General features: G+C 72.4%; 20 protein-coding genes. 19 read left to right on the top strand and 1 reads right to left on the bottom strand.

Annotation, left to right across the window (positions count from 1 at the left end):
• The first annotated feature begins 65 nt into the window (after window positions 1–65).
• The 7 genes from ACZ42A_RS02105 (at window position 66) to ACZ42A_RS02075 (ending at window position 4,432) form a co-directional block, all read left to right on the top strand.
• A complete protein-coding gene (locus tag ACZ42A_RS02105; RefSeq protein ID WP_468525199.1) occupies window positions 66–806 on the top strand; it encodes a 4'-phosphopantetheinyl transferase family protein in 741 nt (246 codons plus the stop codon).
• 65 nt (window positions 807–871) lie between these two features.
• Window positions 872–1,696: a thioesterase II family protein gene (locus ACZ42A_RS02100; protein WP_468525198.1), complete on the top strand. Its 825-nt coding sequence runs from the start codon at window positions 872–874 to the stop codon at window positions 1,694–1,696.
• An 18-nt stretch (window positions 1,697–1,714) separates the two neighbouring features.
• Complete coding sequence (locus tag ACZ42A_RS02095; RefSeq protein WP_468525197.1) at window positions 1,715–2,557, top strand: AfsR/SARP family transcriptional regulator; 843 nt, start codon at window positions 1,715–1,717, stop codon at window positions 2,555–2,557.
• A 36-nt stretch (window positions 2,558–2,593) separates the two neighbouring features.
• On the top strand, window positions 2,594–2,854 hold the full coding sequence (locus ACZ42A_RS02090; RefSeq protein ID WP_437065070.1) for an acyl carrier protein: 261 nt from the start codon (window positions 2,594–2,596) through the stop codon (window positions 2,852–2,854).
• The gene (locus ACZ42A_RS02085; protein ID WP_468525196.1) at window positions 2,851–3,594 is read left to right on the top strand and encodes an SDR family NAD(P)-dependent oxidoreductase; all 744 of its coding nucleotides are present in this window, start codon (window positions 2,851–2,853) and stop codon (window positions 3,592–3,594) included. Before ACZ42A_RS02090 ends, ACZ42A_RS02085 begins: the two co-directional genes overlap by 4 nt.
• Window positions 3,594–3,983 (top strand): SchA/CurD-like domain-containing protein, encoded by a 390-nt coding sequence (locus tag ACZ42A_RS02080; protein WP_468525195.1) that lies wholly within the window; start codon window positions 3,594–3,596, stop codon window positions 3,981–3,983. Before ACZ42A_RS02085 ends, ACZ42A_RS02080 begins: the two co-directional genes overlap by 1 nt.
• Window positions 3,980–4,432 (top strand): anthrone oxygenase family protein, encoded by a 453-nt coding sequence (locus ACZ42A_RS02075; RefSeq protein ID WP_468525194.1) that lies wholly within the window; start codon window positions 3,980–3,982, stop codon window positions 4,430–4,432. The genes ACZ42A_RS02080 and ACZ42A_RS02075 overlap by 4 nt, the downstream gene beginning before the upstream one ends.
• Before the next feature lie 200 nt (window positions 4,433–4,632).
• On the opposite strand, the gene ACZ42A_RS02070 is transcribed toward ACZ42A_RS02075, so the two are convergent.
• Window positions 4,633–5,013, bottom strand: a complete 381-nt coding sequence (locus tag ACZ42A_RS02070; protein WP_468525193.1) for a SchA/CurD-like domain-containing protein — start codon at window positions 5,011–5,013, stop codon at window positions 4,633–4,635.
• A 176-nt stretch (window positions 5,014–5,189) separates the two neighbouring features.
• Between ACZ42A_RS02070 and ACZ42A_RS02065 the strand changes: the two genes are divergently transcribed.
• From ACZ42A_RS02065 to ACZ42A_RS02010, 12 genes are all read left to right on the top strand, one after another.
• On the top strand, window positions 5,190–5,525 hold the full coding sequence (locus ACZ42A_RS02065; protein WP_468525192.1) for a TcmI family type II polyketide cyclase: 336 nt from the start codon (window positions 5,190–5,192) through the stop codon (window positions 5,523–5,525).
• Window positions 5,522–5,959, top strand: a complete 438-nt coding sequence (locus ACZ42A_RS02060; protein ID WP_468525191.1) for a cupin domain-containing protein — start codon at window positions 5,522–5,524, stop codon at window positions 5,957–5,959. Before ACZ42A_RS02065 ends, ACZ42A_RS02060 begins: the two co-directional genes overlap by 4 nt.
• Window positions 5,956–7,242, top strand: a complete 1,287-nt coding sequence (locus ACZ42A_RS02055) for a beta-ketoacyl-[acyl-carrier-protein] synthase family protein (RefSeq protein WP_468525190.1) — start codon at window positions 5,956–5,958, stop codon at window positions 7,240–7,242. The genes ACZ42A_RS02060 and ACZ42A_RS02055 overlap by 4 nt, the downstream gene beginning before the upstream one ends.
• A 2-nt stretch (window positions 7,243–7,244) precedes the next feature.
• On the top strand, window positions 7,245–8,465 hold the full coding sequence (locus ACZ42A_RS02050) for a ketosynthase chain-length factor (RefSeq protein ID WP_468525189.1): 1,221 nt from the start codon (window positions 7,245–7,247) through the stop codon (window positions 8,463–8,465).
• Window positions 8,466–8,519: 54 nt separating this feature from the next.
• Window positions 8,520–8,984 (top strand): SRPBCC family protein, encoded by a 465-nt coding sequence (locus ACZ42A_RS02045; RefSeq protein ID WP_468525188.1) that lies wholly within the window; start codon window positions 8,520–8,522, stop codon window positions 8,982–8,984.
• A 10-nt stretch (window positions 8,985–8,994) separates the two neighbouring features.
• A complete protein-coding gene (locus ACZ42A_RS02040; RefSeq protein WP_468525187.1) occupies window positions 8,995–9,450 on the top strand; it encodes an anthrone oxygenase family protein in 456 nt (151 codons plus the stop codon).
• 29 nt (window positions 9,451–9,479) lie between these two features.
• Entirely contained in the window at window positions 9,480–10,235 is a 756-nt protein-coding gene (locus ACZ42A_RS02035) for an SDR family NAD(P)-dependent oxidoreductase (protein ID WP_468525186.1), read from the top strand.
• Entirely contained in the window at window positions 10,235–10,558 is a 324-nt protein-coding gene (locus tag ACZ42A_RS02030) for an antibiotic biosynthesis monooxygenase family protein (RefSeq protein WP_468525185.1), read from the top strand. The genes ACZ42A_RS02035 and ACZ42A_RS02030 overlap by 1 nt, the downstream gene beginning before the upstream one ends.
• Window positions 10,548–10,880 carry an antibiotic biosynthesis monooxygenase family protein gene (locus ACZ42A_RS02025; RefSeq protein ID WP_468525184.1) on the top strand — a complete coding sequence of 111 codons (333 nt, stop codon included), beginning with the start codon at window positions 10,548–10,550 and terminating at the stop codon, window positions 10,878–10,880. Before ACZ42A_RS02030 ends, ACZ42A_RS02025 begins: the two co-directional genes overlap by 11 nt.
• Before the next feature lie 77 nt (window positions 10,881–10,957).
• Window positions 10,958–11,833 carry an NAD(P)-dependent oxidoreductase gene (locus ACZ42A_RS02020; RefSeq protein WP_468525183.1) on the top strand — a complete coding sequence of 292 codons (876 nt, stop codon included), beginning with the start codon at window positions 10,958–10,960 and terminating at the stop codon, window positions 11,831–11,833.
• 4 nt (window positions 11,834–11,837) lie between these two features.
• On the top strand, window positions 11,838–13,520 hold the full coding sequence (locus tag ACZ42A_RS02015) for an FAD-dependent oxidoreductase (protein WP_468525182.1): 1,683 nt from the start codon (window positions 11,838–11,840) through the stop codon (window positions 13,518–13,520).
• Window positions 13,517–13,819: an antibiotic biosynthesis monooxygenase family protein gene (locus tag ACZ42A_RS02010; protein WP_468525181.1), complete on the top strand. Its 303-nt coding sequence runs from the start codon at window positions 13,517–13,519 to the stop codon at window positions 13,817–13,819. The genes ACZ42A_RS02015 and ACZ42A_RS02010 overlap by 4 nt, the downstream gene beginning before the upstream one ends.
• The last annotated feature ends 281 nt before the right edge of the window (window positions 13,820–14,100 follow it).

Here is a 14,100-nt window from a genome sequence, read left to right as displayed (position 1 = left end):
GGGACATGATGGGGCCGGTGCGGCATCGGGGGCCCAGGTACTCGTGGCAGGCCGTGCGGCGTGTGATGGCGGACGAAGGGAGCTGTGTCGTCTACGCCGTCGTCGACGACTGGGTGCCCGCCGAGCTGGACTCGTCCTCGCTGGTCGATGATCTCGGGGCGGATCACGCCCGGCTGGCGCGGATGCCCGTCTCGCGGAACCGGGATCGGTTCGTCGCCTCGCGGCTGCTGCTGAAGTCGGCGGCGAGTGCGGTGCTCGGCACGCTGCCCAGGGAGCTGGAGCTGGCGTACAAGCCGGGTGGCCGGCCGTATCTGCGCGGGATCGACCAGCTGGACGTCGGGCTCAGCCACACCGAGGGGCTGCTGGTGGTGGGGCTGACCCGGTTCGGGCGGATCGGGGTGGACACCGAACCGGCGGACCGGCGGATGCTGGAGCTGGGGACCGAGCTGAAGGCCTGCACGCCGTACGAGCTGGAGGCGTTGCAGCGGGTGCCCGAGGAGGGGCGCAATCGCGAGCTGGTGCGGCTGTGGACGCTGAAGGAGGCGTACAGCAAGGCGATCGGGCAGGGGCTGCGGTTCCGGTTCACCGAGTTCGGGTTCGGACCGGACGACGCGCGGGTGCGGATGCTGCGTCCCGACGGTACGCCGGGCACCGGGCGGGAGTGGTCCTTCCACAGCTGGCTGGTGGAGGACTCCTACACCGTCAGCGCCGCCGTCTACGACCCGGGATTCGGCGACCGGCAGGAGGCCGGCGGGGTGCTGCCGCTGCTGCCGGTGCTCTCCGATCCGCGCTCCAGTGCGAGTTGAGCGGTGACCGAGCCCCTGCGGTGACTCTCGGATCGCGCATCTGACCGAAAAGGTGCGGCGAAACGATGCTGCAACGAAGGGGGGTCCGGGTGCAGCGCTATCTCGCGGTCCGGCCGACGCCCGGCGGTGACGGGATCCGGCTGTTCTGCTTCCACCACGCCGGCGGGGGCGCCCTGACCTTCGCCGGGTGGCAGCGGCGCGTCGGCCCGGAGGTGTCCGTCCTGCCGGTGCGGCTGCCCGGCCGGGAGACCCGGCGCAGGGAAGAGCGGGTCACGGACGGTGCCCGGCTGGTCGACGAGCTGCAGAGCGATCTCGGGTCCCTGCTGGACGAGCCGCACGCGTTCTACGGACACAGCCTCGGGGCGCTGGTCGCCTACCGGTTCGCCCAGCACCGGGTGCGCGCCGGAGAGCGGCCGCCGGACCTGCTGACGGTCGGCGCGTGCGCCGCACCGCAGCTTCCGGCACCGCTGGCGAAGACCCTGCTCCGTCCCGAACTTCCCGACGAGGAGCTGATCGTGGCCCTGGGCGGCCAGGACAGCATCCCCGCCCCGCTGCGCAGCCGGGTCGGCTGGCTCGGCGCCACCCTCGCCACCCTGCGGGCCGATCTGCGCCTCGCGCAGAGCCTGCGCGCCGCGCCCGTGACCGCGCTGCCCTGCCCCCTCGACGCCTACGCGAGCGCTGCCGACCCGCTGGTCTCCGCCTCCGAGGTGCACGCCTGGAAGCACTGCACCACGACCCGTTTCCGGTTCCGGACCGTCCGCGGCACGCACTTCTTCGTACGGGGCCGGGACGTGCCCCGCGCGGTGGGGGAGGCCCTGCGGTCCCAGGTGACAGGACCTGGCGCGGCGCGGCCCGGAGCGGCGCCGCGGCAGGCCGGCCGACCCACGTAAACCGAAGGAGATCCGCGCATGGAAATCAGCGTGCTCGGCCCGTTCCGGGCCACCCTGTCCGGAGTGCCCGTGCATCTCACCGCCGTCAAACCGCGCAAGGTCTTCGCGCTGCTCGCCCTGCAGGCGGGCGAGGTGGTGTCGGTGGCCTCACTGGTGGAGGAGGTCTGGGGCGAGAGCCCGCCGCGCAGCGTCCAGACCACCCTGCAGACGTACATCCTCCAGATCCGCAACGCGATCGCGGCGGCGCTCGGCGACGACGGCACCGGCGACGGCGCCTGCCTGCCGCACGGCGCCAAGAGCGTCCTGGTCACCGAGCCCGGCGGGTACCGGCTCGACATCCACGGCGGGCTGCTCGACGCCCACGAGTTCGACGCGCTGTCCTCGGCCGGGCACCGCGCCCTGGACCGGGGCGACTGGACGGACGCCTCCTCGTTCTTCGCCCGGGCGCTGTCGCTCTGGCACGGCCGGGCGCTCGCCGACGTCCAGTGCGGGCCGCTGCTGGAGGTGGAGGCCACCCGGCTCGACGAGTCGCGGATGAGCGTCCTTCAGCGCCGGATCGAGGCAGACCTGAGGCTGGGCCGCCACCATCAACTCATCGGCGAGCTCTCCGGACTCGCCGCCCGCCATCCGCTGCACGAGGCGGTGCACGAGCAGCTGATGCTCGCGCTGTACCGGGTGGGGCGCCGCAGCGACGCCTTGGCCGTCTACCGGCAGCTGCGCCGCTGCCTGAACCAGAGCCTCGGGCTCGATCCCTCCCCCAGCGTCGAGCATCTGCACCGGGCGGTGCTCGACTCCTCGCCGCAGCTCGACCTGAACACCGCGGCGCCCGCCGCGGGCCCGCAGCTGGCGAGGGCCAACTGACCCGTCAAGGAAGCGAGAGGAAGCATCGTGAGCGACATGACCCTGTCCGAACTCGGAGAGCTGCTGCTCGAATGCGTCGGTGCCCCGGAGGAGGGCATGGCACTCGAGGGAGAGGAAGCCCTCGACACCCCGTTCCTGGAGTTCGGCTATGACTCCCTCGCCCTGCTCCAGGTCACCAGCGTGATCAACCGCAAGTACGGCATCGTGCTGGACGACGACGCCGTCGGCGAGGCGGAGACCCCGCGGATGCTGCTGCAGATGATCAGCGTCGCGCCGCGCGCCGGGGCGGTCCGGTGACCGCTGCTGCCACGGCACGGCGGGTGGTCGTCACCGGCGGGACCAAGGGCATCGGCCGGGCGACGGCACTCGCCTTCGCCCGGGCCGGTGCCCGGCTCGTCGTGTCGTACGGCCATGACGACGAGGCGGCGAAGTCGCTGGCCGCCGAGCTGGACGCGCTGGGGGCCGAGGCCGAGACCGTGCGGGCCGACCTGACCACCCGCGAGGGCGCCGAGACGCTCGCCCGGGCGGTCGTGGACCGGTTCGGCGAGGGCGGCCTCGACGTCCTGGTCAACAACCTCGGCGTCGACGGGCACCGGAGTTTCGCCGACCTGACCGACGACGAGTGGCGCCGGGTGACCGACCACAACACCACGTCCGTCTACCTGGTCACCCACGCGCTGCTGCGGGCCCTGGCCGAGGGCGCGTCGGTGGTCAACGTCGGCGCGTCGGTGGCCCTGCGGGGCCGCCCGTTCGGCGTCCACTACAGCGCCTCCAAGGCCGCCCTGGTCGGCTTCACCCGGGCCCTCGCCAAGGAACTCGGGCCACGCGGCATCCGGGTCAACCTGGTCGCGCCCGGCGTGACCCGGACCGAGCCGGACGGCGGACCGCCGCCCCCGGTGGCCCAGAAGCTCGCCGCACTCACCGCGCTGGGCCGGCTCGGCCGACCCGAGGACGTGACGGGCGCGGTGCTGTTCCTCGCCGGGGAGTCGGCCGCGTACGTCACCGGCACCACCATCGAAGTCGACGGAGGAATCTGATGCCCTACGCCGCCATCACCTACCGGGTCAAGCCCGGCCACGAGGACGAGATCGCGAAGATCTTCGAGGAGTTCCAGCGGGTCGACACCCCCGACTTCGCGGGGGAAGGCGGGACCCCGGCCGGCCGGCTGCTCGGCACCGCGGTGTTCGTCAAGGACGACGTCGTGGTCCGGGTCATCCACTACGAGGGCGACTTCGCGGCCATCGGCCGGCACATGGCCGCCCAGCAGGGTGTGCACTCCGCGGAGGCGCGGCTCGCGCCGTTCCTCGCGGAGCCGCGCGACACCAGCTCGCCGCAGGCGTTCGCCGCGTACTTCCGCAACGCCACCATGCGGCGGGTCTCGCAGCTGACCGTGGACACCCACCCCGCGGGGGCCGCGGCGTCATGACCGAGGTGCTGGGCGTCGCTGCCCTGATCGGCAGCGGCGTCACCGCCGGAGTGCTGTTCGCCGTCGCGCTCAGCGTGCTGCCCGCGCTGTTCGCGATGGAGACCGGCACGTATGTCTACGCGCACAAGCTGCTCGGGCGGAACTGGGATCCCACGATGCCGGTCATCGTGCTGAGCAGCACGCTGGCCGACGCGGTGCTCGCCGCGCTGGCCGATGGTGCGGCGAGGCTGCTCTTCGGGGTCGGTGCGGTGCTGTTGCTGGGGGTCTCCGGGGTGTCCCATCTGTGCAACGTGCCGATCAACCGCCGGGTCAAGGCGATCTCCGATCCGGCGGTCATCCCGGCGGACTGGGAGGATCCCCGGCCGCTGTGGCGTCGGTATCACTATCTGCGCACGGTGCTGGCGGTTCTGGCCCTGGCCGTGAACGCGGCGGCGCTGACGGCAATGTGAGAACGGCAGCGCGCCGAGGCCGCACTTCCCGTCCGGGGGTGCGGCCTCGGCGTGTTTCGTCGTCGGGTGCGGGTGGTCGGTGGCTGGTCGCGCAGTTCCCCGCGCCCCTGAGGTGGGGACGGTCGCCCGAGTCGTTGCGGCGCCCCGTACCGCCGGGCTGCGGACCCACCCCCGGCCGGCGACGACCCAGGGCGCGCTCGTTACGCCTGTGCAGGCACATCCCGAGCCGAGATCTGCGCCACCGTCGTCAGCAGGCTGCGCTTGAACGTCGCCACGAAGCCCTCCACCGTGTCGGTGTCCCGCGGCTTGCTCAGATAGGGCTTGAGCTTCTGCTCGACCTCCCGCACGCCCGGCTGGGAAGCCATGTGCCGCGCGACGGCCTCGAGGTCGCCGGTGTACTCGATGACCCGGACGAGGGTGTCGTCGCGCAGGAAGACCGCGGTGGCCAGGATGGTGCCGGCCTCCTCGCCCGAGGCGTTCTCGACGCGACTGCCGCGCACCCGCTTGAAGTTGCCGAAGATCTCGGTGAGTTCCTTCTCGTAGCCCGGCTTGATGTCGTACGTGATGGCTGCGAACGGCATGCCTGTGCCTCTCTTCCTGCTCTTCCTGCCTGAACGGGGGACGGTTCCCCCGCCCAGCACAGCCCCGGCGGCTCGGGCTCCGCTCGAGGTCCCCTCACTGAAGGGGAGTTCGAGCCACCCTCCAGACCGCGATGCGACGTTCCCTTCCGAACACCGACCCGAATGGGAGGGACGACGTGCACCGCACCCTGATCGTCGCCAAGCTGCGGCCGGACAAGACGGACGACATCGCCAAGATCTTCGAGGACTCCGACTCCACCGATCTGCCGCACATGATCGGCGTCAGCCGCCGCACGCTCTTCAAGTTCCACGGCCTGTACTTCCACCTCGTGGAGGCCGACCAGGACATCAACGACAACCTCTACCGGGCCCGCAGCCACCCGCTCTACGACGACATCAACACCCGGCTCGCCCAGTGCGTGGAGCCCTACGACCCGAACTGGAAAGAGCCCAAGGACGCGATGGCCGAGCCCTTCTACATCTGGACCAAGGACGGAGGGCGGATCCAGTGACCACCGCCATCACCCGCACCGTGAAGGTGGCCGCCGACGAGGTCGAGGCCAACACCAAGCGCGGCGGCGACATCCGCGTCACCCTCAGCCCCAAGACGGTCGGCTGCGGCTCCGGCTTCGGCGGCGTCATGACCCTGGAGCCCGGCGACTGGGTGACCGAGCACTACCACCCGTACTCCGAGGAGTTCATCCACGTCATCGACGGCACGCTGGAGATGACGCTGGACGGACGGGACGTCGTGCCGCTCGGCGCCGGCGACTCGCTGCTGGTGCCGATCGGCGTCCGCCACCGTCTCGTCAACACCGGTGAGACGACCGCCCGTTGCGCCTTCCACCTGTCGCCGCTCGCGCCCCGCCCCGAGCTGGGCCACGTCGACACCGAGCAGGCGCAGCGTCCCGAGCAGGCCAACCCCGATGTCGGCGGTGCCCGGTGACCCGACGTGCCGTCATCACCGGCATCGGCGCGGTCGTGCCGGGCGGGGTGGGCCGGGAGGCCTTCTGGCGGACGCTGTCCGAGGGCCGTACGGCCACCCGGCGGATCACCCTGTTCGATCCGGCGGCGTTCCGCTCGCAGGTCGCCGCCGAGGTGGACTTCGACCCGGCCGCCGCCGGACTGACCCCGCGTCAGGTCCGGCGGATGGACCGCGCCGCGCAGTTCGCCGTGGTCTCCGCCCGTGAGGCCGTGGCGGACAGCGGGATCGAGCTGTCCGCCGTCGCCCCCGAGCGGGTCGGCGTCTCCCTCGGCAGCGCCGTCGGCTGCACCATGGGCCTGGAGGAGGAGTACGTCACCCTCTCCGACAGCGGCCGCAAGTGGCTCGTCGACCACGAGTACGGCGTACCGCACCTGTACGGCTACATGGTGCCGTCCACCCTGGCCGTCGAGGTCGCCTGGGAGACCGGCGCCGAGGGGCCGGTCGCGCTGGTCTCCACCGGCTGCACCTCCGGCCTGGACTCCATCGGGCACGCGGTGCAGCTCATCGAGGAGGGCTCGGCCGACGTCGTGATCGCCGGCGCCACCGACGCGCCGATCTCGCCGATCACCTCCGCCTGCTTCGACGCGATCAAGGCGACCACCCCGAACAACTCCGACCCGGAGCACGCCTCCCGCCCCTTCGACGGCAACCGCGACGGCTTCGTGCTCGGCGAGGGCGCCGCCGTCATGGTCGTCGAGGAGCGCGAGGCGGCCCTGGCCCGGGGCGCTCGTATCTACGCCGAGATCGCCGGGTTCGCGGGGCGCAGCAACGCGTACCACATGACCGGACTGAAGCCGGACGGCCGGGAGATGGCGGAGGCCATCACCGTCGCGCTGGACCAGGCGAGGCTGGACCCGACCGCCGTCGACTACATCAACGCGCACGGCTCCGGCACCAAGCAGAACGACCGCCACGAGACCGCCGCCTTCAAGCGCAGTCTCGGACAGCATGCCTACGACATCCCGGTCAGCTCCATCAAGTCGATGGTCGGGCACTCGCTCGGCGCGATCGGGTCCATCGAGGTGGCCGCCTGCGCGCTGGCGCTGGACCGCCAGGTGGTGCCGCCCACGGCCAACCTGACCACGAAGGACCCGCTCTGCGACCTGGACTATGTGCCGGTCACCGCCCGGGAGCACGCCATGGACGTGGTGCTCTCCGTCGGCAGCGGCTTCGGCGGCTTCCAGAGCGCGATGGTGCTGGCCCGGCCCGGGACCGCGGCCGCCGCCGCGGGAAGGGGGGAGTGACCATGAGCGCATCGACCGCTCCCGTCATCACGGGACTGGGGATCTGCGCGCCCACCGGCATCGGCGTCGAGGCCCACTGGTCCTCGGTGCTGGCCGGCAAGTCGGCCATCGGACGCATCGAACGGTTCGACCCGACGCCGTACCCGGTGCGGTACGCCGGGCAGGTGCCGGGCTTCGACGCCACCGAGAGCGTGCCGGGCCGGCTGATCGCGCAGACCGACCACTGGACGCATCTCGCGCTGGCCGCCGGCGAGGCCGCGCTGACCGACTCCGGCGCGGACATCGCGGCCATCCCCGAGTACGAGATGGCCGTCGTGACCTCCTCGTCCTCCGGCGGCACGGAGTTCGGCCAGAAGGAGATGACCGCCCTCTACCAGAACGACCCCAGCTGGGTGGGCGCCTACCAGTCCATCGCCTGGTTCTACGCGGCCACCACCGGCCAGCTGTCCATCCGGCACAAGATGCGCGGCCCGTGCGGGGTGCTCGCCTGCGAGCAGGCCGGCGGCCTCGACGCCATCGGCCAGGCCAGGCGGCTGGTCCGCCGGGGCTCCCGGCTGGTCGTCACCGGCGGCACCGACGCCTCGCTGTGCCCGTACGGCCTGACCGCGCAGCTCAGCACCGGCCGGCTGTCCACCGTGCAGGACCCGGAGCGGGCCTACCTGCCCTTCGACGCCGAGGCCTCCGGGCATCTGCCCGGGGAGGGCGGGGCGATCCTCGTCGTGGAGAGCGCGGAGCAGGCCGCCGAGCGCGGCGCGGGCACCGGCTACGGCCGGGTCCTCGGCTACGCCGCCGGGTTCGACCCGGCCCCCGAGTCCGGCCGCCCGCGCGCCCTGCGCCGTACCGCCGAACAGGCCCTCGCCGACGCCGGACTCGCCCCGTCCGACATCGACGTCGTCTTCGCCGACGCCTCCGGCGTCCCGGCGGACGACCGCGACGAGGCGGAGGCCATCGCCGCCGTCTTCGGGCCGTACGGCGTCCCGGTCACCGCGCCGAAGACGCTCACCGGCCGGCTGTACGGCGGCGGCGCGCCGCTCGACGTGGCCACCGCGCTGCTCGCGCTGCGCGAGGGCGTGATCCCGCACACCGCGCACATCCGCGAGATCGCCCCCGGCCTGGCCGTCGACCTGGTCACCGGCGCCCCGCGCGAGCTGCCGCTGCGGCACGCGCTGGTGCTGGCCCGCGGCCACGGCGGTTTCGCCTCGGCCCTGGTGCTGGGCCGCTGACCCGTCCGATCCCGACTTTCGATCGTCCGAACGATTCCGTACCGAGGAGTTGTCATGGCCGGACACACCGACAACCACATCGTCATCGACGCCCCCATGGACGTCGTCTGGGAGATGACCAACGACGTCCCCAACTGGCCCCACCTGTTCAGCGAGTACGCCTCCGCCGACGTGCTGGAGCGGGACGGCGACACCGTCGTCTTCCGGCTCACCATGCACCCGGACGAGGACGGCAACGTCTGGAGCTGGGTCTCGAAGCGGACCAGCGACCCGGCCACCCGCACGGTGCGCGCCGAGCGCGTGGAGACCGGCCCCTTCGAGTTCATGAACATCTACTGGGAGTACACCGAGGAGCCCGGCGGCGGCGTGCGCATGCGCTGGGTCCAGGACTTCCACATGAAGCCCGAGGCGCCCGCGACCGACGACGCGATGACCGAGCACCTCAACATCAACACCAAGGTGCAGATGGCGCTCATCAAGGAGCGGGTCGAGGCCGCGGCGCGCGTGCTCACCCGCTGAGGAGCCCCCGGTGCTGAACCTTCTCGCCCCCCTGCTCCTGCTCTGCAACGGCCTGGCCGCCGGGGTCCTCTTCGGCACCCAGCTCGGCGGCTTCCCCTACCTCGCCTCGCTGCCCACCGACCGCTATGTGCACGCCCACGCGTTCTTCGGGCAGCGCTACGACCCGGCGATGCCGATCTGCCTGATGGCCACCGTCGTCCTCGACGCGGTGCTGGCGGCCGGCGCGTCCGGCACCGCGGCGCGCACCCTGTTCGCGGTCGCCGGGGTGCTCGCCGCGGCCACCGCGCTGATCTCGGTCACCAAGAACGCGCCGGTCAACCGGTGGATGCGGACCATCGACCCGGACAACCTGCCGAAGGACTTCCGCGACCCGCGCCGCGAGTGGGGCGCGTGGAACCAGCGGCGCAGCGTGCTCACCATCATCGCGCTCGTCGCCAACTGCGCCGCGCTCGGCTTCCTGCTCTGACCCTTCGCACGACTTACGGAGGAACCCCCATGGATCTCGGCCTCAAGGGCAAGAAAGCCCTGGTCACCGGCGGCACCCGAGGTGTCGGCCGGGGCGTCGTGCTGGCCCTCGCCCGGGCCGGCGTCGACGTCGTCACCTGCTACCAGCGCGACAGCGAGTACGTCGCCTCGCTGGAGCGGGAACTGAAGGAAACCGGCGGCGACCACCACGTGCTGCGCGCCGACCTGTCCCAGCCCGAGGAGATCGCGGCGCTGCTGGGCAAGGTGCGCGAGCTGCACGGCGACCGCCTCGACCTGCTCGTCAACAACGCCGGCGCGATCAGCCACATCCCGTACGCCGAACTCCCGCTGGAGGAGTGGCAGCGCATCCTGGCCACCAACGTCACCGGCGCCCACCTCGTCATCCAGCACGCCCTGCCGCTGCTCGGCGAGGGCTCCTCGGTGGTGTCCATCGGCTCCCGCGCCGTCGAGGCCGGCATACCGCTGCGCGCCCACTACACCACGACCAAGGCCGCCCTGGTCGGCCTCAACCGGTCGCTGGCCAAGGAGTTCGGCCCCCAGGGCATTCGCTTCAACGTGGTCGCGCTCGGCGTCATCGAGACCGAGAACTTCCACGCCATGCCCGAGGAGCAGCAGCGCCTCATGGCCGAGCGCTACGGCGCCAAGACCGCCCTGGGCCGGCTCGGCACCCCCGACGAGGTCGCGGGCGCCATCCTGTGGCTGGCCAGCGACCTGTCCCGGTACGTCACCGGCAACACCATCGGCGTCGACGGGGGGATCTCCTGATGGCCTTCCGGGTGATGCTGCGCATGGAGATCGAGCCGGGCAAGGAGGCCGACTTCGAGAAGGCCTGGCTGGAGGGGACCGAGGCGGTCACCGGCCACCCGGCCAACCTCGGGCAGTCGCTGTCCCGCGAGGAGGGCACCGACGGCAGCACGTACGTCATCGTCAGCGACTGGGTGGACGAGCCGCGGTTCCGCGAGTTCGAGGAGAGCCCGGCCCACCTGGAGCACCGGGCCACCCTCCACCCGTTCCGCAAGGGCGGCACCTTCCACGTCATGGAGGTGCTGCACGGCATCGAGGGCAAGGCGGCCGCCGGTGCCCGGTGAGGGCGGCGCGGGCGGCGGCGAGGTGCGGGTCGTGGTCTACCAGGCCGCGTACGACGAGGAGCAGCTCGCCGCCGTCCGCGCCGCGTACCACCAGGTGAGCGAACGGCTCGCGGGGGCGCCCGGCATGCTCGGCAACGAGCTGCTGCGCAGCCCCCACGACCCCACCGCGCTCGCCGTGCTGAGCCGCTGGGAGTCCCTGGAGGCCTTCCGCGCCTGGGAGGCCGGCGCGGACCACCGCCAGGACACCGCGCCGCTGCGGCCCTTCCGCGACGACCGCACCGGCGCCCCGTTCGCCGTCTACGAGGTCGACGCGGCGTACTGAGCACCCCGCTGCCGCGCGCCCTCACCCCCACGCCCCCGACAAGCACCTCCTTGAGACCAGAGAGAAGAGAACTCACCATGGCAAACCGCCAGTTGGCGTTCATCGGCCTCGGCAACATGGGCGGCGGCATGGCCCGGCGGCTGCTGGACACCGGCCACACCCTGACCGTCTTCAACCGGACCGCGGCCAAGGCCGCCCCGCTCGTCGAGGCCGGCGCCCGGCTCGCCGACGCCCCGGAGCGCGCGGCGGCCGGACACCAGCTCGTCATGCTCAGCCTCAGCGACGAGGCGGCCGTCGAGGAGATCCTCTTCGGCCGGATCGTCCCCGTCCTCGCCCCCGGCACGGTCATCGTGGACACCTCCACCGTGTCCCCCGGCTACGCCCGCGAGGCCGCCGCCCGGCTGGCGGCCAAGGGCCTGCGCCGGGTCGAGGCCTGCGTCGTCGGCAACCCGCTCCAGGCCCGCAAGGGCGAGCTGCGGGTGTTCGTCTCCGGAGCGTCGGAGGACCTCTACGAGGCGCGCCCCGTCCTGGAGGCCATCGGCACCGAGGTCGTCCACCTGGGCGCCCCCGGCACCGCCGCGAGCATGAAGCTGATCCTCAACCTGCTGCTGGGCGCCCAGGTCGCCGCGCTCGCCGAGGCCGTCGACTACGGCACCGCCGCCGGACTGGACCGCGACCAGCTGATCGGCGTCGTCTCGGCGAGCGGCTTCAGCTCCCTGGTGATGCGGTTCCGCGCCGAACTGATGCTCAAGCGCACCTACGAGCCGGCCTTCTTCCGCTCCGAGCTGATGGAGAAGGACATCCGGATCGCCATGGAGGCGGCCGCCGAACTCGGCACCGCCATGCCCGTGCTGGGCACGGTGCGGGAGCGGTTCGCCCAGGTACTGGCCGCCGGTGACGGGGACAAGGACGCGTCCGTCCTCGTCGAACACCGGCCCGAGCAAGGAGGGTGACACTGTGCTGAGTACCACCCGGAGCACGCTCCGGAACACCGATGTCCTGGTGGTCGGCGGGGGACTCGCAGGACTCTCGACCGCCGTCTTCCTCGCCCAGCAGGGCGTGGACTGCCTGCTGATCGAGCGGCAGCCCGAACTCTCCGGCCACCCGCGCGCCCGCGGCGTCCATCCGCGGGCGATGGAGCTGATGCGGGCCGCCGGCGTCGAGGAGGAGATCCGGGCCATGCCCTCGGCCCGGCTGCTCGCCGGCAACTCCGGGGTGATCGCCGCGCGTTCGCTGGCCGGTCCCGAACTCGGCGCTCTCGACGAGAAGTACGTCATGGACGTCGGCGCCGACGTGGGCACGCTGTCCCCGACCGGCTGGTGTCTGTGCCACCAGGGGGAGCTGGAGGACGTGCTGCGCGGCCGGGCCGAACGGCTCGGCGTCGCCCTGCGCTTCCACACCGAGCTGCTCTCCTTCACCCAGGACGGCCCCGCGGGCGAGGAGATCACCGCCCGGGTCCGGGACCGGGTCACCGGCGCCGAACGCACGATCAAGTCCCGCTACCTGGTCGCCGCCGACGGTGCGCACAGCGGGGTCCGGGCCGCGCTCGGCATCCCCTTCGACGGCGAACTGCTCGGCCACTACGTCAACGTGCACTTCCGGGCCGACCTCACCGAGCAGCTCGCCGGCCGCCGGTTCCTGATGTGCTACACGTTCAACGAGCAGGTGCGCGGCGCCCTGATGCCGCTGGACAACGCCACCGACTGGCTGCTGCACATCGCGTACGACCCCGCCGCGACGGATTTCGAGTCCTTCACCGAGGAGCGCTGCGCCGACCTGGTCCGGGCGGCCACGGGCGTACCGGACCTCGACCCCCGCATCCTGTCCGTCTCCCCCTGGGAGGGCGCCGCCAGGACCGCGGACCGGTTCCGCGACGGGCGGGTCTTCCTGGTCGGGGACGCCGCGCACGTCATGCCGCCCAGCGGCGGCTTCGGCTCCAGCACCGGCATTCAGGACGCGCACAACCTGGCCTGGAAGCTCGCCGCCGTCCTCGACGGCTGGGCCGGTCCCGAACTGCTCGACAGCTACGACGAGGAGCGCCGGCCGATCAGCCGGGCCACCGTCGAGCAGGCCGTCCTGCGCTCCAAGGACCGGCCGCGGCTCGTCGACGAGCCCGGGGAGCGGCCGCCGGTGCATCCCGGCATCGTCGAGGACGCCCTCGTCTGGCTGTCCTGGCGGTACCGCTCCTCGGCCGTGACCTCCTGGGAGGACGGCATCCTGCCCGGCTACGGCGTCTGGTCCGCCGAGAACGACGGCCGCCCCGGCAGCCGGGCCCCGCACCTGCGGCTGCGCCGCGGCGGCGCGGAACTGTCTGTGCTGGACCTGTTCGGCTCCCGCCCGGTGCTGCTCACCGGCCCCGACAACCGGGCCTGGCGGGAGGCGGCCCCGGCCGTCTCGCACGAACTGGGCGTGCCGCTGGAGGTGTACGGCATCGGGGCGGAGCTGACCGACGTCGACGACCGGTGGCCGGAGCGGTACGGCGTGACGGCGCAGGGCGCGGTCCTGGTACGGCCCGACGGGGTCGTCGCCTGGCGCTGCGCGGACGCGCCGGTCTTCGCCCGCAACACGCTGCGCGCGGTGGTGTCACGGCTGCTCGCGCGCAACGGCACGACCGACGACGGAAGGGACGGAGAACGGTGACGCACAGGGTGATCCTCCGCATGGAGATCTTCCCGGAGATGGCCATGGACTTCGAACGGACCTGGCGGGAAGTGGGGGAGTCGATCTCCCGGGAACCGGACAACCTCGGCCAGACGCTGGTCCGGGACACGGAGGAGGAGGGCGTGTACTGGGTGCTCAGTGACTGGACCTCCGAGGCGAGCTTTCGCTCGTTCGAGGTGACCGAGCGGCACCTCACTCATCGCCTCAAGCTCAAGCCGTACCGCAAGGGTGGGGCGATGTATGTCACCGAGGTGATCCGCGAGATCGCTCCCGCCTGACACCGGTTCACGCGCTCCCAGGGCGCCCCCGCGGAGGCTTCTCCGCGGGGGCGCCCTTTGCGGTGCGAAGAGCGCCGTAGGGGTGTGGGTGCGTTGCGGGCTGCGGGTCGTCTGTGGCTGGTCGCGCAGTTCCCCGCGCCCCTTTTGAGCTGGGACCAGTGGACCCACCTAAAGGGGCGCGGGGAACTGCGCGACCAACCCCCACCGGCCCGCACCCCGCAGCCGGCCCCAGTCCACCACTTCGCCCCCGGCCGAAGGACGACGGCCAGGGGCGAGGCAGG

This window comes from Streptomyces sp. NPDC030838 (assembly GCF_055572035.1).
The sequence above is the reverse complement of the archived record's forward strand: the minus strand, read 5'-3'. Positions and strand labels throughout refer to the sequence as shown.